The organism is Mesorhizobium sp. M0140, from assembly GCF_040322475.1.
Lineage (GTDB): Bacteria > Pseudomonadota > Alphaproteobacteria > Rhizobiales > Rhizobiaceae > Mesorhizobium.
Genome location: NZ_JAMYTM010000001.1, coordinates 340,904 through 362,029, shown reverse-complemented (window position 1 = coordinate 362,029; position 21,126 = coordinate 340,904). Strand labels below are relative to the sequence as shown.

Annotated in this window: 20 protein-coding genes, 1 pseudogene and 1 riboswitch; of the genes and pseudogenes, 6 read left to right on the top strand and 15 right to left on the bottom strand. The window is 62.7% G+C overall.

The features are described 5' to 3' along the window. The 5 genes from NKJ37_RS01715 to coxB all read right to left on the bottom strand — a co-directional run bounded on the left by NKJ37_RS01715 (position 1) and on the right by coxB (position 4,404). On the bottom strand, positions 1–633 hold the full coding sequence (locus tag NKJ37_RS01715) for a cytochrome c oxidase assembly protein (RefSeq protein WP_023808609.1): 633 nt from the start codon (positions 631–633) through the stop codon (positions 1–3). Continuing rightward, on the bottom strand, positions 633–797 hold the full coding sequence (locus NKJ37_RS01710; RefSeq protein WP_024503613.1) for a cytochrome c oxidase system small membrane protein: 165 nt from the start codon (positions 795–797) through the stop codon (positions 633–635). Before NKJ37_RS01710 ends, NKJ37_RS01715 begins: the two co-directional genes overlap by 1 nt. Further along, a complete protein-coding gene (locus tag NKJ37_RS01705) occupies positions 794–1,738 on the bottom strand; it encodes a heme o synthase (RefSeq protein WP_023808610.1) in 945 nt (314 codons plus the stop codon). The genes NKJ37_RS01710 and NKJ37_RS01705 overlap by 4 nt, the downstream gene beginning before the upstream one ends. A gap of 75 nt (positions 1,739–1,813) precedes the next feature. Beyond that, positions 1,814–3,466: a cytochrome c oxidase subunit I gene (gene ctaD, locus NKJ37_RS01700; RefSeq protein WP_023808611.1), complete on the bottom strand. Its 1,653-nt coding sequence runs from the start codon at positions 3,464–3,466 to the stop codon at positions 1,814–1,816. A 38-nt stretch (positions 3,467–3,504) separates the two neighbouring features. Next, entirely contained in the window at positions 3,505–4,404 is a 900-nt protein-coding gene (coxB, locus tag NKJ37_RS01695; RefSeq protein ID WP_031212224.1) for a cytochrome c oxidase subunit II, read from the bottom strand. A gap of 376 nt (positions 4,405–4,780) precedes the next feature. On the opposite strand from coxB, the gene NKJ37_RS01690 reads away from it, so the two are divergent. Together NKJ37_RS01690 and tldD are read left to right on the top strand one after the other, a co-directional pair. After that, positions 4,781–5,335, top strand: a complete 555-nt coding sequence (locus tag NKJ37_RS01690) for an invasion associated locus B family protein (RefSeq protein WP_023808613.1) — start codon at positions 4,781–4,783, stop codon at positions 5,333–5,335. A gap of 157 nt (positions 5,336–5,492) precedes the next feature. Next, a complete protein-coding gene (gene tldD, locus NKJ37_RS01685; RefSeq protein ID WP_127811002.1) occupies positions 5,493–6,905 on the top strand; it encodes a metalloprotease TldD in 1,413 nt (470 codons plus the stop codon). A 196-nt stretch (positions 6,906–7,101) separates the two neighbouring features. Here the strand turns inward: tldD and NKJ37_RS01680 are convergent, their stop codons facing one another. Continuing rightward, positions 7,102–8,343: a class I SAM-dependent RNA methyltransferase gene (locus NKJ37_RS01680; RefSeq protein ID WP_023808615.1), complete on the bottom strand. Its 1,242-nt coding sequence runs from the start codon at positions 8,341–8,343 to the stop codon at positions 7,102–7,104. After that, complete coding sequence (locus NKJ37_RS01675; protein WP_128302488.1) at positions 8,340–9,104, bottom strand: TlyA family RNA methyltransferase; 765 nt, start codon at positions 9,102–9,104, stop codon at positions 8,340–8,342. The genes NKJ37_RS01680 and NKJ37_RS01675 overlap by 4 nt, the downstream gene beginning before the upstream one ends. A 325-nt stretch (positions 9,105–9,429) precedes the next feature. Here NKJ37_RS01675 and NKJ37_RS01670 point away from each other — a divergent pair, with 325 nt between their 5' ends. Then, positions 9,430–10,425: a sterol desaturase family protein gene (locus tag NKJ37_RS01670; RefSeq protein ID WP_023808618.1), complete on the top strand. Its 996-nt coding sequence runs from the start codon at positions 9,430–9,432 to the stop codon at positions 10,423–10,425. Positions 10,426–10,622: 197 nt separating this feature from the next. Next, positions 10,623–11,573: a GNAT family N-acetyltransferase gene (locus tag NKJ37_RS01665; RefSeq protein ID WP_352772323.1), complete on the top strand. Its 951-nt coding sequence runs from the start codon at positions 10,623–10,625 to the stop codon at positions 11,571–11,573. Positions 11,574–11,662: 89 nt separating this feature from the next. On the opposite strand, the gene NKJ37_RS01660 is transcribed toward NKJ37_RS01665, so the two are convergent. From NKJ37_RS01660 to NKJ37_RS01635, 6 genes are all read right to left on the bottom strand, one after another. Further along, complete coding sequence (locus NKJ37_RS01660) at positions 11,663–11,956, bottom strand: hypothetical protein (protein WP_023808620.1); 294 nt, start codon at positions 11,954–11,956, stop codon at positions 11,663–11,665. Positions 11,957–12,104: 148 nt separating this feature from the next. Further along, on the bottom strand, positions 12,105–14,018 hold the full coding sequence (dxs, locus tag NKJ37_RS01655; protein WP_128302487.1) for a 1-deoxy-D-xylulose-5-phosphate synthase: 1,914 nt from the start codon (positions 14,016–14,018) through the stop codon (positions 12,105–12,107). A 130-nt stretch (positions 14,019–14,148) separates the two neighbouring features. Beyond that, on the bottom strand, positions 14,149–15,069 hold the full coding sequence (locus tag NKJ37_RS01650) for a pirin family protein (protein ID WP_352772321.1): 921 nt from the start codon (positions 15,067–15,069) through the stop codon (positions 14,149–14,151). Positions 15,070–15,108: 39 nt separating this feature from the next. After that, positions 15,109–15,375 carry a DUF2277 domain-containing protein gene (locus NKJ37_RS01645; protein ID WP_027035955.1) on the bottom strand — a complete coding sequence of 89 codons (267 nt, stop codon included), beginning with the start codon at positions 15,373–15,375 and terminating at the stop codon, positions 15,109–15,111. Between the two features lie 111 nt (positions 15,376–15,486). Further along, on the bottom strand, positions 15,487–15,738 hold the full coding sequence (locus NKJ37_RS01640; RefSeq protein ID WP_127268720.1) for an exodeoxyribonuclease VII small subunit: 252 nt from the start codon (positions 15,736–15,738) through the stop codon (positions 15,487–15,489). Positions 15,739–15,741: 3 nt separating this feature from the next. Next, entirely contained in the window at positions 15,742–16,668 is a 927-nt protein-coding gene (locus NKJ37_RS01635; RefSeq protein WP_127290880.1) for a histone deacetylase family protein, read from the bottom strand. Positions 16,669–16,789: 121 nt separating this feature from the next. Further along, positions 16,790–16,969, top strand: a riboswitch (cobalamin riboswitch). 15 nt (positions 16,970–16,984) lie between these two features. Here NKJ37_RS01635 and bluB point away from each other — a divergent pair. Further along, positions 16,985–17,698: pseudogene (gene bluB, locus NKJ37_RS01630) on the top strand (5,6-dimethylbenzimidazole synthase); the annotation flags it as partial. 122 nt (positions 17,699–17,820) lie between these two features. Here bluB and NKJ37_RS01625 read toward each other — a convergent pair. Both NKJ37_RS01625 and NKJ37_RS01620 read right to left on the bottom strand, forming a co-directional pair. Further along, complete coding sequence (locus tag NKJ37_RS01625; RefSeq protein ID WP_352772318.1) at positions 17,821–18,804, bottom strand: hypothetical protein; 984 nt, start codon at positions 18,802–18,804, stop codon at positions 17,821–17,823. A 355-nt stretch (positions 18,805–19,159) separates the two neighbouring features. After that, positions 19,160–19,768 carry a TetR/AcrR family transcriptional regulator gene (locus tag NKJ37_RS01620; RefSeq protein ID WP_352772316.1) on the bottom strand — a complete coding sequence of 203 codons (609 nt, stop codon included), beginning with the start codon at positions 19,766–19,768 and terminating at the stop codon, positions 19,160–19,162. 121 nt (positions 19,769–19,889) lie between these two features. On the opposite strand from NKJ37_RS01620, the gene NKJ37_RS01615 reads away from it, so the two are divergent. Further along, positions 19,890–21,113 carry an MFS transporter gene (locus tag NKJ37_RS01615; RefSeq protein WP_352772314.1) on the top strand — a complete coding sequence of 408 codons (1,224 nt, stop codon included), beginning with the start codon at positions 19,890–19,892 and terminating at the stop codon, positions 21,111–21,113. Positions 21,114–21,126 lie beyond the last annotated feature (13 nt).

Sequence of the window (21,126 nt, the reverse complement as noted above, 5' to 3'; positions counted from 1 at the left end):
TCAACCCCCGAGATTTGCTTCGGTATTCGAAATTGTCTTGCTGTTGCCCTCGGCCGGCTCCGAGGAGGCGACCGGCTTGGTCTTCTCGACCGGGAACATCGTGTAGGACAGAGTGATCGTCTTCACGTCCTTGAGCTCCGGCACATTGACGATGTCGGGGTCCACGTAGAACAGCACCGGCATGTCCAGCGTCTCCCCGGGCTTCAGCGTCGTGTCGGTGAAGCAGAAGCACTCGACCTTGTTGAAATAGGGACCTGCCAGTTCAGGCTGCACGTTGAAGGTAGCGCGGCCGGTCACGGGACGATCGAACTTGTTGGTCGCCTGATAGTGCGCCTGCACGGTCTCGCCGATCTTCATCGTCATCGAGCGCTGGACCGGCTGGAACTCCCACGGCACGCCAGCGATGTTGGCATCGAAGCGGACAGTGATCTCGCGGTCGAGCACGCGGCCGGCATACTGCTTCTCGGCACGTTGCGTCGTGCCGCCATAGCCGGTGGCCTGGCAAAACATTTTGTAAAGCGGCACCGCGGCATAGGCCATGCCGATCATGCCGGTGAAAAAGGCGAGGCAGACAGCCGCGACGATGACGTTGCCGTTCTTGCCAGCCGTTTTTTTTGAGGTCTCGACGCTCATCACATCGTGCCCAGATTGTGGCCGAACTTCACGATCGTCGCGATGTAGAAAATGACCACCAGCAGCGCCAGCGCCACACCGATGGCGATAGAACGGCTGCGCTGCGCCTTCTTCTGACGCTCGGTCAACGTGACGGTCTCGAGCTTTTCCTCGATCATGGTCATGCTCCACCCATGGCAAGCGCGCGTTCGACAACGCTGTCGGCCAGATAGGCAGCGAAGATGGCGAAGAGGTAAAGCAGCGAATAGGCGAACAGGGCCTTGGCCGGTTTCATGACGCCGTCATCGTCGGCCATGCCAAGCACTTTCCACGCGTACCAGACAAAACCGACTCCCAGAAGCAGGGCGGCCACGCCATAGAACGGCGTGGTGTAGCCAAGCAGCCACGGCAGCACGCCGACCGGGGCCAGCACCAGCGCATAGGCGAAGATCTGGCGGCGGGTCGAAGCGTGGCCGGCGACGTTGGGCATCATCGGAATGCCGGCCTTGGCATAGTCCTCGGACTTGAACAGCGCCAGCGCCCAGAAATGCGGCGGCGTCCACAGGAAGATGATCAGGAACAGGACAATGCTTTCGAGGCTGACTGTCCCGGTCACCGCGGCCCAGCCGATCACAGGCGGAATGGCGCCGGCGGCGCCGCCGATGACGATGTTCTGCGGCGTCCAGCGCTTCAGCCACATCGTGTAGACGACGGCGTAGAAAAAGATGGTGAAGGCAAGCAGCGTCGCCGCCAGCCAGTTGACCAGTACGCCGAGCGTCATCACCGACAGCACCGACAGCACCAGCCCGAAGGTCAGCGCTTCGTGCGGCTGGATGCGACCGGCCGGGACCGGGCGGGTGGCGGTCCTGGTCATCACGGCATCGATGTCGGCATCGTACCACATGTTGAGCGCGCCGGAGGCACCAGCACCTATTGCAATAGCCAGGATGGCGATCACCGCCAGCAGAGGGTTGATGGTCACGGGTGCGGCGACAAGGCCGACAAAGGCGGTGAACACCACCAGCGACATGACGCGCGGCTTCAGCAGCGCGAAGAAATCGCCCGCCGTCGCTTCCGACATGCGAAAGCCCGCTTCGTCAATCAATGGGTCGTCGACAAGGGCCATGCGTACTTAAGTCCATCATCCGTTGGCCAAAACCGCCGGCGGACCGGCGGTTTCGTATTCGAGCGGGCAGCCGCCTTACTTGATTTTCGGCAGCTGTTCCCACTGGTGGAAGGGCGGCGGCGAAGGCAGCTGCCATTCGAGCGTCGTTGCGCCCTCGCCCCATGGGTTGGCGCCGGCGATCCGCTTCTTCTGGAAGGCCTCGAACACGCCATAGAGGAAGATCAGGACGCCGATGGCCGAGATATACGAGCCGATGGACGACACATAATTCCAGCCGGCAAACGCATCGGGGTAGTCGATGGTGCGGCGCGGCATGCCGGCGAGACCGAGGAAGTGCTGCGGGAAGAAGATCAGGTTCACGCCGACGAAGGTGACCCAGAAGTGGGTGTTGGCGATGACGGGCGAATACATGTAGCCGGTCATCTTCGGGAACCAGTAGTACCAGCCGGCGAAGATGGCGAACACCGCGCCCAGTGACAGCACGTAGTGGAAGTGGGCAATGACGAAATAGGTGTCATGCAGCGAGCGGTCGAGGCCGGCATTGGCCAGCTGGACGCCGGTGACGCCGCCGATGGTGAACAGGAAGATGAAGCCCAGCGCCCACAGCATCGGCGTCTTGAACGAAATCGACCCGCCCCACATCGTCGCGATCCAGGAGAAAATCTTCACGCCTGTCGGCACCGCGATGACCATGGTGGCGAAGACGAAATAGCGCTGCGTGTCGAGCGACAGGCCGGTCGTGTACATGTGGTGCGCCCACACGATGAAGCCGACGGCGCCGATCGCCACCATGGCATAGGCCATGCCGAGATAGCCGAACACCGGCTTCCTCGAGAAGGTCGAGATGACGTGACTGATGATGCCGAAGCCCGGCAGGATCAGGATGTACACTTCAGGGTGACCGAAGAACCAGAACAGGTGCTGGAAGAGGATCGGGTCGCCGCCGCCGTCGGGCGCAAAGAAGGTGGTGCCGAAATTGCGGTCGGTAAGCAGCATGGTGATGCCACCGGCCAGAACCGGCAACGACAGCAGGAGCAGGAAGGCGGTGATCAGCACCGACCAGGCAAACAGCGGCATCTTGTGCAGCGTCATGCCAGGCGCGCGCATGTTGAAGATGGTGGTGATGAAGTTGATGGCGCCGAGGATCGACGACGCACCGGCAATGTGGATCGACAGGATCGCCAGATCCATGGCCGGCCCGGGCTGGCCCGAGGTCGAAAGCGGCGGATAGAGCGTCCAGCCGCCACCGACGCCAAAGGCGCCCGGCGCGCTCGGCACGAACATCGAGGTGAGAAGCAGGATGAAGGCCGGCGGCAACAGCCAGAAGGAGATGTTGTTCATGCGCGGGAACGCCATGTCGGGCGCGCCGATCATGATCGGAACCATCCAGTTGGCGAAACCGCCGATCAGCGCCGGCATGACCATGAAGAAGATCATGATCAGGGCGTGCGCGGTGGCGAAGGCATTGTACATGCTCTTGCCGCCGTCGATCGCGGCGTCACCGTTCATGCCATAGACCATCTGCGCCAGGCCGCTGAAGATTTGGATGCCAGGCTCCTGCAGCTCCATGCGGATGGCGACCGACAAGGCACCGCCGATGATGCCGGCCATGATCGCGAAGATCAGGTAGAGCGTGCCGATGTCCTTGTGATTGGTCGAATAAACCCAGCGGACCCAGCCGTGATAAGGCTTGTGGTCATGCCCGTCGTGAGCTGCAGCGTCTGCCATGTTCCGCTCCGTTCCCTAAATCTTGCTAACCCGCGGCATCAGTTGCCGGCGGCCGCTACCTTGTTCTGGCCGTCGACCTCGGCCATCAGCGTCTTGTTGGCGCCGGGCAGATCGGTCTTGGCTGCCGCCAGCCAGGTCTTGAACTGCGCATCGGAGACGACGCGGATGGCGATCGGCATGAAGGCATGATCCTTGCCGCAGAGCTGCGAGCACTGGCCGTAAAAAATACCTTCCTTCTCCGCCTTGAACCAAGTCTCGTTGGTGCGGCCCGGAATGGCATCGATCTTGATACCGAACGACGGCATGGCAAAGGAGTGGATCACGTCGGTCGCGGTGACGAGCACGCGGGTCATGGTGTTGACCGGCACCACCAGTTCGTTGTCGACGGCCAGCAGGCGCGGATAGACCTTGCGGTCCTCCTTGCCGGCGCCGGCCCGATCACCGTCCTGGAGGATCGCGGAGTTGAAGGAGAGCGTGTTTTCGGTCTGGTACTCGTAGTCCCAGTTCCACTGGTTGCCGGTCGCCTTGACGGTCAGCTTTGCTTCTTCCGGCGGCGTATATTGCGCGGTCAGCAGCTGGAACGAGGGAATGGCGATGAGCAGCAGGATGACGACTGGCCCGATCGTCCAGATCAACTCGATCCACGTGTTGTGGCTGGTCTTGGACGGAACCGGGTTGGCGCTCGCGCGGAATCTGACGATGCAGTAGGCGAGCAGAAGCAGCACCAGGATGGTGATCGGGACGATGAACCACATTGTGTAGTTTCCGAACCACTCGATCTGCCGCATCATGTCGGTCGCCGGCGCCTGGAAGGTTGTCTCCCAGTTCTTGGGCTGGTCGGCATGGGCGGATGCGCCGGCGAAAAACGTGATAGCGGCACAAGCACTTAGAAACTTGGCACTTGCTGGAACCTTGGCGTTTGCCAGGAAATTTCTCATCGCCCTCATCGTCTCCCAGTTCCTCGCTGCGGTACTCACGAGAATAACGAACAATGCCGGGACGGGAATCCCGACAGTTTCAAGCTGGTTCAAACCATACTCTTTTTCCCTCCGCAAGAAAGGAGCGGACGAAACCGTGCGGCATTTTTGCGCGCAAGCCCGGATGTGCCTTTGGCGGCAGCCGCGGCAGCACCGAATCGCCTACAGTGAGCCCGCAGCAGCATTCCCGCGGGCCGCACGTGCCGAACGTCGCAATTCGGGCGAAATTGGCAGGGAAAAGCGCCCTATTGGCTTTTTCGGGGCAGACCTGGTGCGGTCTCGTCCTTTACTTGGCTTTGGCGCGGCTTAAAGTGCCGTGATTCGCAATGGAGCCGTCATGAATTACTGGCTTTCGAGAAACTCTCGGTTTTCGAGAAACTGGGCGAAGGTCATCTTTCTCGCCGCCCTGTCTGGCATCGGCTTGTCCGCGATCGTGTCCGGCACGGCCAACGCCGCGCAGCCGAGCGGCACCGTGCGCTCGACGCATGGCGCATGGTCGATCATCTGCGACACACCGGCCGGCGCCACCTCGGAACAATGCGTGATGATGCAGAACGTCGTCGCCGAGGACCGTCCCGAGATGGGATTGTCGGTCGTGGTGCTGCGCACCGCTGACAACAAGGCGGAGATCCTGCGCGTGCTGGCGCCGCTCGGCGTGCTTTTGCCCAACGGGCTCGGCCTCAATGTCGACGGCAAGGATATCGGCCGCGCCTATTTCGTGCGCTGCTTCCAGGACGGCTGCTATGCCGAGGTCATTCTCGAAAAGCCGCTTCTCGACACGCTGAAGACCGGCACGTCGGCCACCTTCATCGTCTTCCAGACCCCGGAAGAAGGCATCGGCATCCCGGTCGACCTCAAGGGTTTTGCCGACGGCTTCGCCGCGCTCCCCTGACAGCCCGGCGACATCACCGACTTCATCAACCAGAAGTGACATCGGCGGGCTGCTGGCAAACCGCTTTTGTCTTCACAATGCGGCAGAACGATTGTCTCGGCGCACCTTCGCGCCTACATCGTGGCAAAGACCCATTCCTCCTGTGAACGGACGCGCCATGAACAGCCTGATCGGCCAATTCGACATTTCAGACGATCGCATCAAGCAGATCGTCGCTGAGACCATCAACGGCGCCGATGACGGCGAGCTGTTCCTCGAATATAGCGAGAGCGAAGCGCTGATGTTCGACAACGGCCGGCTGAAGACCGCCAACTTCAACACCGACCAGGGTTTTGGCCTGCGTGCGGTTGCCGGCGAAGCCAGCGGCTATGCCCATTCCAGCGACCTCTCCGAAGCTTCGCTGCTGCGCGCGGCCGATGCCGTTTCAACCGTCAAGGGCGGTTATTCCGGGACGCTTGCCGCCGCACCCGCCCGCACCAACCGCCATCTCTATGGCGAAGAGAACCCGATCCCCTCGCCTTCCTTCGAGGCCAAGGCAAAGCTCTTGCAGGAAATCGATGCCTGGCTGCGCGCCGAGGATCCGCGCGTGCGGCAGGTTTCGGCATCGCTCGCCGCATCCTGGCAGCATGTCGAGATCGTGCGCGCTGATGGCCAAATGGTGCGCGACATCCGCCCGCTGGTCCGCATCAACGTCTCCGTCGTGGTCGGCGATGGTGACCGCCAGGAGAGCGGCTCCTACGGCATGGGTGGCCGCAAGGCGTTTGGCGAATTCCTGGTCGAGGACAGCTGGAAGCACGCCGCCAAGGAGGCGCTCAGGCAAGCTCTGGTCAATCTCGAGGCCATACCGGCCCCGGCCGGCACTTTCGACATCGTCTTGTCCAGCGGCTGGCCGGGCGTCATGCTGCACGAGGCCGTCGGCCATGGGCTGGAAGGCGATTTCAACCGCAAGAAGACCTCGGCCTTCGCCGGCCTGCTAGGCCAGCAGGTCGCCGCCAAGGGGGTGACCGTCGTCGACGACGGCACGATGCCCGAGCGGCGCGGCTCGCTGACCGTCGACGACGAAGGCACGCCTTCGGCCCGCAATGTGCTGATCGAAGACGGCAAGCTGGTCGGCTACATGCAGGATCGCCAGAACGCCCGGCTGATGGGCATGAAGGCAACCGGCAACGGCCGTCGCGAAGGCTACGCCCACCAGCCGATGCCGCGCATGACCAACACCTACATGACATCAGGCGACATGGAGCCGGACGAAATCATCGCCTCGGTCAAGAACGGCATTTATGCTGTCTCCTTCGGTGGCGGCCAGGTCGACATCACCTCTGGCAAATTCGTGTTCGGCTGCACCGAGGCCTACATGATCGAGAACGGCAAGGTGACGCAGCCGATCAAGGGCGCGATGCTGATAGGCAACGGCCCGGACGCCATGCACCGCGTGTCGATGATCGGCAACGACATGAAGCTCGACACCGGCATCGGCATGTGCGGCAAGGCCGGACAGGGCGTGCCCGTCGGCGTCGGCCAGCCGCATCTGCGCATGAATCAGATGACGGTCGGCGGCACGCGGGTCTGATGCGATGGCCACTGGAGAAAAATCCGTTGCCTCCAGTCAACCGCCGATCAGCTCACACGGCCTGCTCCGGTCTTTCCCCCAACGCGACCCGAGGATGTGTTCGGGTCGCTGCCCAACAGAGGCAAGTCGAAAACATTGAGAGAAATAGAAACGGGCGTGCTCGCGGAAGCACGGCGTCGCCAAACCAGCGAATGATCTACCGCCTCTTCTTCGGCTTCTCCAGCAGCGCCACTGCCTCGACATGCGGCGACCACAGGAACTGGTCGATCGGGGTGACGCTTTTCAAGGTGTAGCCACCGTCGAGCAGGATGCGCAAATCCCGCGCGAGCGTCACCGGATTGCAGGACACCGCCGCAACGTAGGGAACATCCGAGCGGGCGATCTGCTTCGACTGGTCCTCGGCGCCGGCGCGTGGCGGATCGAACACCAGGCCGTCGAACGCATTCAACTCCTTGAACGTCAGCGGCCGGCGGAACAGGTCGCGGCGTTCGCCCGTCACCCGCTTCAGGCCAGTGGCGAAACGCGATCCACGGTCGAGGGCCGAAAGGGCTGCCGCATCGCCCTCCACCGCATGGACTTCCGACTTCGCGGCCAGGCGCAGAGCAAAACTGCCGCAACCGGCGAAAAGATCCGCCACCTTCTTGGCACGCTTCAGATGCCCGCCGACGATATCGGCCATCGCCTGTTCGGCGGCCTCGGTTGCCTGCAGGAACGCGCCCGGGGGCAAGGCTACAGCGACGCTGCCGAACATGACCACCGGCTTCCTCGGCTCGATGATGATTTCGTCATCGATGGACAGCCTGGCAAAGCCCTGCGCCATGACGAAATTGGCAGCGATGCGGCGCTGATGCTCCCCCAGCTTGCCGGATTCATGAACCGCGACATCGAGACCCGAACCGGTCACGGTGACCGCCAGCCGGAACGATTTGGTGGTTGCGCAGACCAATTCGGCGAGCGCCTTCAACCGATCGAGCGAAGCGACGATCTCCGGCAGCGAGATCGGGCATTCCGATATGGCGATGATCTCTGGCGACAGATGGCGATGGAAGCCGAGCAGCATGCCTGTATCGGTGCGGCGGGCGGCAAGCACGACACGGCGGCGCGTCTGCGGCGCGCAGGCGACCAGGTCACCGATCTCGCAATCGATGCCTTTGCCCTTTAGGATGTGCGCCACCTTTTCGCGTTTCCACTGGCGATAGGCTTCGGCTTCGAAATGCTGGAGCGCGCAACCGCCGCATTCGGTGAAATGGTGGCAGGCGGGATCGATGCGCAGCGGCGATGATTCCAGCACCGCCATCAGCATGGCGCGATCCCTTTCGCGCGCGGCGGTAACCGTTTCACCGGGCAGTGTGAAGGGAATGAACAGATCCCCTGTCTCGGTCTCGGCGACACCGTCGCCCTGAGCGCCAAGTTTCCTGATGCTGAAGCGCGCGCTCATCGGTCCTTGATCCCACCGAGCAGGAATTCGCGATTGCCGTCGCCGCCCTCGATCGGCGACAAATGCAGGCCCAGCGAGCGCCAACCGGGAACGGAGTCCAGCCAATCCTGCAGCAGGCCGGCGACACGAGAGGCGTCGTAGGGATCTTTCAACAGACCACCCTTGCCGATCGCATCACGGCCCGCCTCGAATTGCGGCTTGACCAGAAACATGGCCTTGGCGCCAGCCTTCGCCAGACCAAGCGCCGGCGGCAGCGCCAGTTTCAGCGAGATGAAGCTGACGTCGGACACGATGAAATCCGGAATACGCCCGCTGAGATCGGCAACAGCGAGGTCGCGGGCGTTCAGTCCTTCGATCACCGTCACACGCGGGTCGCCGCCGATATCAGGATGCATCTGGCCATGACCGACATCGACCGCGGTGACATGGGCCACGCCGCGCTCGAGCAACACCTGGGTGAAGCCGCCGGTCGAGGCGCCGATGTCGAGCGCTTCACAGCCGGCAGGGTCGAGGCCGAAATGATCGAGCCCACCGATCAGCTTGAGTGCCGCGCGCGACACATAGCCTTGCGCCGGATCATCGATGGTAACAAGGCATTGCGGCAAAACGCTCTGGCCGGGCTTGCGCGCAATGACGCCGTCGACGGTCACCGTGCCACGCTCGACCGCGTCGCGGGCACGTGAGCGGCTGGCAAACAGCCCGCGCTGGACGAGCAGGTCGTCGAGCCGCTGGCGTGCGCTGGCTGGCAAAGGCGAATTCATCGGCCTTCATGGCGAAAGCCGACGACGATGGCAAGAGCGCCAGATGGAAGCATTTCGTCTCCCGTTCCATCGTCACACCCAGCATCTTGCACCGTGACGATGGTGAGGCGTTCCGTCCCGCCGACCATCCTTATGAATATCCATGCGTTACGCCCGTTGAGACGGATGACCGCCGAAGCATGGGGTCTCGCCGCCTGCGGATAAATACCAAACACCTAGAAAGCCTCATGATTTCTTAACCAATTTTCATCGCATTTGCTTGAGGACTTCAATGTTATGACCGCGACGACCGGAAAACCCGGATGGAGAGGCGGCAACCTTGGAAATGGCCAGCGATATCGTCTACAAGGTTCTTGACCGGATTTCCGGCGCCGGCCTGCTGGCGACCGGACTTCTGTTGCTGACTGCTTTGGTCAGCGCCCTGGTCGCCTACTGGCGCACGGTCGAGAAAAAGAGCTGGAAAGAGTTCTTCGAGTTCGCAGTCCCGCATGAGGTCATCACGCATCCCTCGGCGAAAGCCGACCTTTTGTTCTGGGTGACGCGGAAGGCGCTGATGCCATTCCTCATGCTGCCCGCCGGCGTCGTCTTCGTCAGCGCCGTCGGCTATGCGACGAACTGGTTGCTCTCCACGCTGCTGGCAATCCAGCCGCCCCTGATCAAAGGACCGGCAGGGCCGGTGACGGTGACGATCTTCACCATCACCATGCTGCTTGCCTACGACATTTCGTACTATCTCTATCACGTCGCCCAGCACCGCTACCCGGTGCTCTGGGAACTGCACAAGGTCCACCATTCGGCCGAGGTGATGGTCGGCATCACCAAGGATCGCGTCCACCCGCTCGACGAATTGATGAACCGGGCCTGGGACGGCGTCATTCCCGGCATCTGCTTCGGGATCTGGTCGCTGGTGTCGCTGAACCTCGTCGAGCTGACGGTCTTCGGCGTCAACGTCTACATCATACGCAACATCCTGATGATGGATTTCGTCAGGCACACGCATTTCAAGATCTCGTTTGGACCATTGAACAATCTGATCCTGTGTCCGCACTGGCATCAATTGCACCACAGCACCGACCCGCGCCACTACGACAAGAACTTCGGGCTGCTCTTCTCGTTTTGGGATCGGCTCTTCGGAACGCTATGCGTTCCCAGACCCGACGAGGACTTCAAGTTCGGTTTGATCGAACGCAACGTGCGCGACTACCAGTCGCTCGCAGGCCTCTATGTTCTGCCGCTGAAGCGGATGTGGCGGCAGATCGCCAGACATTTCCGCACCGACAAGCCCGAGCCACAGCAATCGCCGCAAGGGGGCAAGCCATGAACGGACCCGCCGTGTTCCGGATGCCGCGAACGCACCGGATCGAAATTGCGACGTCGTCAGCGCGACTGGCAGAAATCGCGCCCGCCTGGGCAGCGCTCTGGCAACGCGCCGGCGGCCTCGTTTTCCAGCATCCCGACTGGATCTCGGCCTGGTGGCACACCACACCGCATCAGGACCGCCGCGGTCTCAGGATCGGCATGGTCTGGAGCGGCGAGCGCCTCGAGGCCGTCATTGCGCTCGCGACCTTCTGGCGCTCGGGCATCCGTATGCTGGAGTGGGCGGCGAAAGATCACTGCGACTATGGCGATGTCCTGCTTGCTCCCGATGCCGAGCCACAGATCCTGCCGCAACTCTGGCAACATATCCTCGACGATGGCGGCTTCGATCTTGCCTACCTCAATCGTCTGTTGCCCGATGCCCGATTCCGGACCCTGCTCGGTCCCGCCGCCCCAGGCCAAGACAATATCTTGCAGCCAAGCCACCGCAGCGAGGTCAGCTATCGAGTTTCCGGCGCCGGGCAACGCGGCGCACAATGGTTTGAAAGCCAGTCGAAAAAAACCCGGCAAAACTATCGCCGTGGCTACAAATTCATGGAGGAAGGCGGCGCGCTGCGTTTCCGCCTGATGGACGCGCACGAAGCCCGCGAGCCGGTGCTGGAGCGCGTCGCGGCACTGAAGCGGGTATGGCTTGCAAAACACGGCCGCGTTTCGGACCTCTTCGACGAAGGTTCCCCCGCGCTGGCGGCACTCATATCCGTTCTGGCCAAGCTTGGATTGCTGCGCATCTTCGTGCTCGAACGCGAAGACGAGATCATCGCCATATCGATCAATTTCGAGCAGCATGGAACGATGATGGCTTTCGTCACCACCTATGATCCGGCCTTCGAACGGGCCTCGCCAGGCATGGTCTTGATGATGGATTACATCCAGTGGTCGTTTGACCGGGGCTTGACCACGATCGATTTTCTCTGCGGCGGCGAGGATTTCAAGCGCCGCTTTGCGACGCATTCGGTGACCTTGTCGTCGGTGGTGGGTGGACGAAACCTGCGCGGACGCCTAGCCGCCCTGGCAGACCGCGCCCGCCACGCGGCGCAATCCTGGCGCCCCGAGAAACCGGCGCAGCAAGCGGAGTTGGTTGCGGCGGAGTAGCATTGCCAGCGCCTTCTTAGATCACCCGCACAGCGGCAAGCACATTGAAACGATCGGGCAATCCCGATCAAGGCTTGCTGCTCTCCAGCTCAGAATACGCTTCGCGGAACCGGACGCTCGACGGCTGGAGACAACCCATCCTCACGCCCTCCTGAAGCTTGCTCGCGTGCAGGCTCGATGGCAACCGCAGGCGCGGAAACAGGGGCCGGCAGAACCACCAGTTGCGGCACCTGCTTGAATGAAAAGCCGCCGCGGATGTCGCCCATCTTGCCAGCGATGATGCCCATCGCCGCCTTTTCGAGGCTGCGATCATAGCGCGTTTCGGCTGTGGCCGGCGCGACGATGACGGCGCAAAGCGCTGCACCGCACAGAAGCGTTTTCATTGTTGTTGTCTCCCTGCCTGATCACGATCTAGCAGGGCGCCATTGAAAAACGGCCAACAGACACGGTAAGCAAAGCGCCAAACGTCAGCGTAAACAACGCGTTAAGATCGTTGGCCGGCAAACCGATTCAAGTCATTGAGACTTTGATTCAGGCGCGCTGGGCGTGGACTGTGTGCCCGAGTGCCACGAACACGGTGCGCACGATGCCGGCAGCATCGAGCCCGGCATCGGCATACATCTTTTCCGGCTTGGCGTGGTCGGTGAACGCGTCGGGCAGTACCAGCGGGCGCACCTTCAGGCCGCTTTCCAGTAGGCCTTCATGGGCGAGGAACTGCAGCACGTGGCTGGCGAAGCCGCCGACTGCGCCCTCCTCCACCGTCACCAGCACCTCATGCGAGCGGGCCAGCCGCCGGATCAGATCCTCGTCGAGCGGCTTGGCGAAACGGGCGTCGGCGACCGTCGTGGACAGCCCGGCAGCCCCTAGCTCCTCCGCGGCGATCAGGCAATCCTGCAGCCGCGTGCCGAAGGACAGCAATGCAACCTTGGTGCCCTCCTTGACGACGCGGCCCTTGCCGATTTCGAGAACCGAGCCGCGCTCCGGCATGTCGACGCCGACGCCGTTGCCGCGCGGATAGCGGAAGGCGATCGGGCCGTCATCATAGCTTGCCGCGGTGCGCACCATGTGGCGCAGCTCCGCCTCGTCGGCGGCGGCCATGACGACGAAACCCGGCAGTGTCGCCAGGAAGGTGGTGTCGAAGGCGCCGCAATGGGTGGCGCCATCGGCGCCGACGAAGCCGGCCCGGTCAATGGGAAAGCGCACCGGCAATTTCTGGATGGCGACGTCGTGGACGACCTGGTCGTAGGCGCGCTGCAGGAAGGTGGAATAGATGGCCGCGAACGGCTTGTAGCCTTCGGTGGCAAGGCCGGCGGCGAAGGTCACCGCGTGCTGTTCGGCGATGCCGACATCGAAGGTGCGCGACGGGAACGCTTCACCGAACAAATCGAGGCCGGTACCGCTCGGCATGGCTGCGGTGACGGCGACGATACGGTCGTCCTCGCGGCCCTCCTGGACCAGGCTTTCGGCGAACACCTTGGTGTAGGCCGGTGCGTTGGCTGGCGCCTTGGCCTGCGCGCCGGTGATGACGTCGAACTTGTTGACGCCGTGATATTTGTCGGCAGCGGCTTCGGCCGGCGCATAGCCCTTGCCCTTCTGGGTGACGACATGGATGAGCACCGGGCCTTCGCCATTGTCGCGGACGTTTTTCAGGACCGGGATCAGATGCTCCAGATTGTGGCCGTCGATCGGGCCGATGTGATAGAAGCCGAGTTCCTCGAACAGCGTGCCGCCGGTGACGTAGCCGCGTGCATGCTCGACTGCCCTTGTGATCGCACGATCCGCGCGCTTGCCGAGATAGGACGTCAGTTTCTTGCCGAAATCGCGCAGGCCGATATAGGCCTTGCCGGAGGCCAGCCGCGCCAGATAGGCGCTCATCGCGCCGGTCGGCGGCGCGATCGACATGTCGTTGTCGTTGAGAATGACGATCAGCCGTGCATCGAGCGCGCCGGCATTGTTCATCGCCTCATAGGCCATGCCGGCAGACATGGCGCCGTCGCCGATGACGGCAATGACGTTGTTGCGGCCGCCGGAGAGATCGCGGGCGGCGGCCATGCCGAGGCCGGCCGATATCGACGTCGAGGAGTGGGCGGCGCCAAAGGGATCGTACTCGCTCTCGGCGCGGCGGGTGAAGCCGGACAGACCGCTTTCCTGGCGCAGCGTGCGGATACGGTCGCGGCGGCCGGTCAGGATCTTGTGCGGATAGGCCTGGTGGCCGACATCCCAGATCAGCCGGTCGTCGGGGGTGTTGAAGACATAGTGCAGCGCCACTGTCAGCTCGACCACGCCAAGCCCTGCGCCCAGATGACCACCCGTGCGGGACACGGCGTCGACCAGCTCGGCGCGAAGCTCGGACGCCAATTGCGGCAGTTCACTTTCGGCAAGCGTGCGCAGGTCGGCCGGGATGCGGACCTTGTCGAGAAGCGGCGTATGCGGCGTTGCGTTCACGGTGCTCGGGCTTTCGGTTGATGGGCGAATAGGCCGCCGGCCGGCGAAAGTAAATGTGTGTCAGTGACGCGGATCAGGCCCTAGTCTTTTGTCTATGCATTTCGTTCTGCCACTTTTGGGTGACAGGGCATCAGCTTTCCGGCAGCGGAATAAACTCTTCCTCGTCTCCGGGAACGATGTCGAAGCGGCCCGTCTTCCATTCCTCTTTCGCCTGTTCGATGCGCTCCTTGGACGACGAGACGAAATTCCACCAGATGTAACGCTTCGAACCAAGAGAGGCGCCGCCGAACAGCATGAAATGCGCCCCGGTCTGCGACGACACGACGATCTCGTCACCGGGACGGAACACCAGCAGCCGTTCGGCTGGGAATACATCACCCGAAATTGAGACCTCGCCTTCCAGCGTATAGATGGCGCGTTCTTCCGCATTAGCAGGGATTTTCACGCTGGCGCCGGGCGCCAGGCGCAGGTCGGCGTAGAGCGTCTCCGTGTCGGCCCTGACCGGGGACCGCAGTCCCTGGAAATCGCCGATGATGAGGCGCCCGTTGACGCCTTCGGCTTCGATCTCGGGAAGCCGAAGCGCTGCGGTATTCTCGAAAACCGGTGCCACCTCTTCCTTGTCGTCCGGCAGCGCCAGCCATGTCTGCAGGCCGGATACCGACATCGGCGCGCCACGCAGTTCCTCCGGTGTACGCTCCGAATGGACGATGCCGCGGCCGGCGGTCATCAAATTCACGTCGCCGGGCTGAATGACCATTTCGGTGCCGAGTGAGTCGCGGTGCCGGATCTTGCCGTCGAACAGATAGGTGACCGTCGACAGGCCGATATGCGGATGCGGACGGACATCCAGTGCCTGACCGGCGCGCAGGACCGCGGGCCCCATGCGGTCGAAGAAGATGAAAGGCCCCACCAGCCGCCTTTTTGCCGTCGGCAGGGCACGGCGCACCTGAAAACCGCCGATATCCTTGGCGTTGGGTATGACCATCAATTCGATCTGATCGCTGGCGAAGGCATCGCCTGCCTCAGGGTCTTTCCCGGGGAAGAAGCTCATCGACTCTCCTTGTCGGTGGTCGAAGGCCGCCTGGCCGCATCAGGCAAAGCGGATCGCCGCCTTTGCCCGCAGCTTGGCCGCCACCTCTTCGCGATTACGCGGATGCTGGTGGGTTTCCAGGGAATCGAGCAGTTCGCGCGCCGAGGCGGCGATGGCTTCGACGGCATGGTCGAAGGCGTGCTGGTTCTGCTTCGAGGGTCGCGTGGTTCCGCTCAGCTTGCGGACGAACTGAAGAGCCGCGTCGCGCACCTCGTCATTGGTTGCCGGCGGATCAAAATTGAACAGGGTCTTGATGTTTCTGCACATCGCTTCCGTATCTCCTCTTGTCCTTGAGCTGTTTCAATCGGAACGAGTTATATCCTCGATCATGATCATGTCCAAAAACCGGTGAGGCGAGGCCATCGTTCGGACCGAGCCTCAATCCGCGTCGAGTGGCTCCGTTCCAACCGGCTTGCCGTCGCGCGACAGCCTGATCTTCTCGACCTTGTCCTCGGCGGCCTTCAGCAGCCGGTCGCAATGCGCCTTCAGCGCCTCACCACGCTCATAGATCTTGATCGACTGGTCGAGCGGCACGTCGCCACGCTCCAGATCATCGACGATCTTCTCCAGCGCATCGAGTGCCTGCTCGAAGCTCATCGCCTTGACGTCTTCGTTGGTCTCATCGGCCATCATTCATCCTTTCATCAGTCGCCCGACATGGGCGGCGACCGAAAATGCCAATCCCTGCAGATCGTAGCCGCCCTCGAGCAGGCTGACGAGCCGGTTGCCGCTGTGGCGTGCCGCGCGCTGCATCAGCTGGCCGGTCGCCCAGTCGAAATCATCCTCGGTCAGATTGATCTCGGCCAGCGGATCGCGGTGGTGCGCGTCGAACCCCGCCGAAATGATGATCAGGTCGGGCGCGAAATTGTCGAGCGCGGGCAGGACGCGCGACAGGAAGGCATCGCGAAACACTTCGCTGCCGGTCTGCGGCGCCAGCGGTGCGTTGACGATGTTGCCGGCGCCCGTTTCGGTCTTCGCTCCGGTGCCGGGATAAAGCGGCATCTGGTGTGTCGAGCAATAGAGCACCGACGGATCGTCCCAGAAAATATCCTGCGTGCCATTGCCGTGATGCACGTCCCAGTCGACGACGGCAACGCGCTCGACACCGTGTTTCTTCTGCGCATAACGCGCCGCGATCGCCGCCGTGTTGAACAGGCAAAAGCCCATCGCCGTGGTCTTTTCGGCATGATGGCCGGGCGGCCGGGCGGCGACGAAGACGTTGTCGGCGCGGCCCGAAAAGACATCATCGACGGCGGCGTTGGCGGCGCCGATCGCGGTGATCGCCGCTTGCCAGCTCTTCGGGCTGGCAGTGGTGTCGGCATCGATGCGGGCAATCCCCTCGTCGGGGATGGCGGCGCGCACGCGGGCGACGAAATCGGCGGGATGCGCGTAGAGGATGGTGGCCTCGTCGCCTTCCGGCGCCTGAATACGATCGAGCCCGGCAAAGGCTTCGTCGTCGAGCACGCGCTCGATGGCGCGTAAGCGGTCGGGCCGCTCGGGATGTCCGGGCGGCGTGAGATGCTCGAGGAAGATCGGATGGGTGTAGAGACGGGTGGTCATCGTCCTAATCTAGTGACCCGGATCGACAAAGGCCATGCACGGGCGGCCGATGACTGGGGAAAATCGCGACTGCGTCCATTCGCGTCGCCGCAGGCATTGGCCCCGCGGGCGCTTCGGCGTAAGGTCCCTGGTACTGCCTGGTGCCCGCCGCAAGCGGGAGAATCGGGAACACGGTTGAATTCCGTGGCGTGCCCAACGCTGTGAGGGGGACCGCGCCGGTAAATGCCACTGTCGATGACGGGAAGGCACCGGACGCGGGTTGATCCCGAGCCAGAAGACCGGCCTGGCAGGCATTGTCATCCGCGTGGTCAGGCGGATGGCATCAGAGCGACGTGCGTCTACTTGGACGCACAAAGTACGCTCTGTCAGTTTTGAATCTGCAATCGCAAGGGGACAAGCGATGCCGGAACACATGACCGCTGCCATTGACGATGGATTTGACCAGAATGCGCGCGATGCGGTCTACCGCGCCATGTTCACGCGGCGCGACGTGCGCAGCCATTTCCTGCCCACCGCGATCGATGACGACGTGCTGGCACGGCTGCTGCTTGCCGCCCATCACGCGCCATCGGTCGGCTTCATGCAGCCATGGAATTTCATTGTCATTCGCGACGTCAAACGACGGGCGGAGGTGCGCGACCTGTTCCTGGCCGCGCGCGAGCAGGAACTGCCGGCGATCGAGGCGGAAAAACAGGCGCTCTATCGCAAGCTAAAGCTGGAAGGCATCTGCGAGAGCGCGCTCAACATCTGCATCACCTGCGACCGGCAGCGCTCGAAGGGTTCGCCGCTGGGACGCTGGCACAATCCGGAGATGGATCTCTACAGCACGGTCTGCGCGGTGCAGAATTTCTGGCTGGCCGCGCGTGCCGAGGGTGTTGGTGTCGGCTGGGTCAGCATCATCGAGGCTGAGGCGCTGAAGCGGCTGTTGGCCATTCCGGACCACGTAACGCCGATCGCCTATCTCTGCGTCGGCCGTGTTTCCGAGTTCGCTCCCAAACCGGACCTTGAAACGCATGGCTGGGGACGGCGGCTGCCGCTGCCGGAGCTGATCATGAGCGAGACCTTTTCCGGGCAAGGCGAGACACAGCTCAAATCCACCGTGGCGCGCCTCAACACCGTTTCTGCCGCACCAGACACCACCCGCCCAGCCGATCAGGGTGTGGCGCCGGCCGTATCCCAGCGCGAACCGCCGAAGGAGGCGAGCGCCTTGTCCTTGAGCTCCCTGAACTTCGACGATGCCTCGGCCAGCCGGGCGTCCCAAGCCGGATCGGGCACCTGGCCCGCGATGGTCTTGAAATAGACCTGCATCAGGCAGGCGATGGCGAAAGGCTCGATGAACGCCGCCTTGAATGCCCAGGCGAAGACGATGGCGAGCACAAAAGCCCAGCCGGCGAGTTGGCCAGGCATCAGGAACAGAATCGCACCGGCAGGCGCCAGCATGATCAGAAAGATGATGAACGACATGCCCCACATGATGACCGCCAGCCAGACGGCGTTCTTGACCATGACCTTGCCGTTCTGGGCATAGAGCACGACGCCTTGGCGCGCCGTCTCGAAGGGCGAGGCTGAATTGATGCGGATGTTGTAGCCGAGGATGATCTCGTCGACATAGGTCAGCGACAGACGGATCACCGTGTTGATGAAGGAGACCAGGCCGCTCAGGCCTGGTATCGGCAGGAAGGCGGCGATACCGCCGAGCAGGCCGGTGATGGCACGGATGGCACCCTTGACGAGTTGGTCGACGACGAAAAGGATGTTGGCTTCGGCAAAACGCTGGGTGACGACATCCCTGGCGTAGGCGATCTGGTCCTGACCGCCGGGAATGTCGCGGCCGTCGATCAGATGAACCATGACGGCGATGTGGCCGGCCTTGACGATATAGAGGATGTATTCGCGGATCCAGTAGACCGCGATCGAGACGATGCCGAACCCGACCACGCCGCCCCACAGGGCAAAGGACATGGGCCCGTCGGGATCGGTGGAGATATGCCCGACACCATAGCCGACCGAGGCACCGGTGCCGGTCGCCATGATGTAGGCCAACGTGATGCCGAAATAGACGATCATGCGAAAGACGATGAACGGCCAGGTCCGCATCATGATGGACACCGACCTGCCTATATCGAAATCCCACATGCCCCGAATCTCCGCCTCAGAGATGATGGCAGAGGATGAACTCAACCCGGCGATTGTCAATTGCCGGCCCTGGCGCCACAGTGCAACGAACTCGGGTTAACGGTTTCCTTCGGAGCCCGCCGGCGCGTTGGCTGACGGAGCATTAGACGAAAAACCCGCCTGTGCGGCGGGTCACTGGCGCAAATCAGCACCATAGGCAAATATGTACCATAGCTGAGGTCACCCAGTCAAGAAAAAATTCCTATCGCGAGAAGCTACCGGCACAAAAGCTGCCAACACCGCCGAACTGGCTGCCGCCAGGCCTTTTGTTAAGCTAAGTTCGGAGCCCTGCCTGGCACCACGCCCGGTGGGAACTTCAATTCGACTGCGGGTCCGGCTTCTTGAGCAGGCCTTCGAGCAGTTGCTTGAACGCCGTCACCACCTTCTTCGACGTCGCTTCGGGGTCGGTCGAATTGGCGATCCGTTGCGCCGCCTGGCTGCTCGCTCCGTTGATCAGTCGCGAGGCCGTTTCGGGGTCGAGGCTGGAGACAACGACCCCCTCCTCCTGCAGCGCGGTCAGATGGTCGGTCATTGAAGCGATGCACGCACTGGCATTCGGCCATTGCGCTGGATCCCCCAGCACGGCCGGGCCATCGCGGAACATGATGCGCTGGATTTCCGGCTCCAGCGCCATCTCGATATAGGTGGAGCACTCGTCGACGAAATGTTGCCAACGGGTCGGCGCTCTCGACGCAACCTCATTGATGCGCGCCGCCATCTCGCCGTCAATCTGGGCTATGACCGCCTGCAACAGCCCCTTCTTGTCGCCGAAATGATGATAGAGCGCGCCGCGCGTCAGCCCGGCCGAAGCGGTGAAATCATCCATCGAGGCTTCCGCATAGCCTGTTGTGCCGAAGGCATGACGGGCCGCCGCGATCAGCTTTGCGCGCGTCTCGGCGATCATCTCCTTGCGGGGTCTGTGCATGGCTTCTGGCCCTATTTACATACGCAACGTATGCCAATTGACATACGCGACGTATGCTCTATCTAATGATCATACGCTCCGTATGTAATTGTCCAATCGTCCTTTGTCGAGGAACCAACCGATGCAAAATCCTTACGCGGAAATCTTTCGTGCCCCCGGCGCAAAGGGCTTTGCGGCCGCCGGCTTCATGGCGCGCCTGCCGATCGCCATGGCGCCCATCGGCATCGTGGCGATGCTGTCGCAGACGCGTGGCGAATACTGGCTGGCCGGAGCCGTCTCGGCGACATACGCGCTGGCCAACGCCTTCGTCGCGCCGCAAATATCGAGACTGGTGGACCGCCTGGGCCAGACACGAATCGTCGTGCCCACCACCATCATCGCGGTGCTGGCTTTCGCCGTCCTGATAGCGGCGGCCAACCAGGACTGGCCGGTGTGGACGCTGTTCGTGTCGGCACTCCTGGCCGCCGCCATGCCAAGCATACCTGCGATGGTGCGGGCGCGCTGGACGGAGATTTTCCGGGGGCGGCCGCAGATGAACACCGCATTCGCCTTCGAGTCCGTGGCCGATGAACTGGTCTATATCGCCGGGGCATCGCTGTCGGTCGGCCTCAGTGCTGCTCTGTTCCCGGAAGCCGGTGTTCTGGTGAGCACATTATTTCTCGCATTCGGATCAGCGGCCTTCATCCTGCAACGCTCGACGGAGCCGCAAGTGCGGCCGGTGGACCATGGCTCAAGCGGCTCGGCGATCCGCCTGCGGCCGGTTCAGATCATCACGCTTGCCCTGATCTTCATCGGCGCAACCTTCGCGACGACGGAAGTGACCACCGTGGCGATCACCAAGGAGCTTGGCCAGCCCGGCGCCGCCAGCCTTGTCATCGGCGTTTATGCGCTGGGATCGTTCGTGCTCGGCATCATCGTCGGCGCGCTCAGCCTGAAGGCGCCGCTGCAACGCCAACTGGCCATCGCAGTCGCCCTCGTCGCGCTCGGCACGCTGTTGCCGCTCGCCGCCGACACCGTGCCGCTGCTGGCGCTGACCGTGTTCATCAGCGGTGTGGCGATCTCGCCGACCTTCATCACGGCCTTCGGCCTGATCGAGCGGCATGTGCCGGAGGCGATGCTGACCGAAGGCATCACCTGGGTCATGACCGGCATCGGCATCGGCATGGCGCTGGGCTCGTTCGCGGCCGGCGCGGTGGTCGACGCGTTCGGCGCCCAGAGCGGGTTCTGGGTGTCGGTGGCTTCAGGCACGATCGCGCTGGCCACGGTGCTGCTTGGCCAGCGCAGCCTTGCCACGACTGAGTGCGAGATGGACGGATGTGAAGCGGCCGCGATTGCCGCGGAATAATCAGATAGCGCCC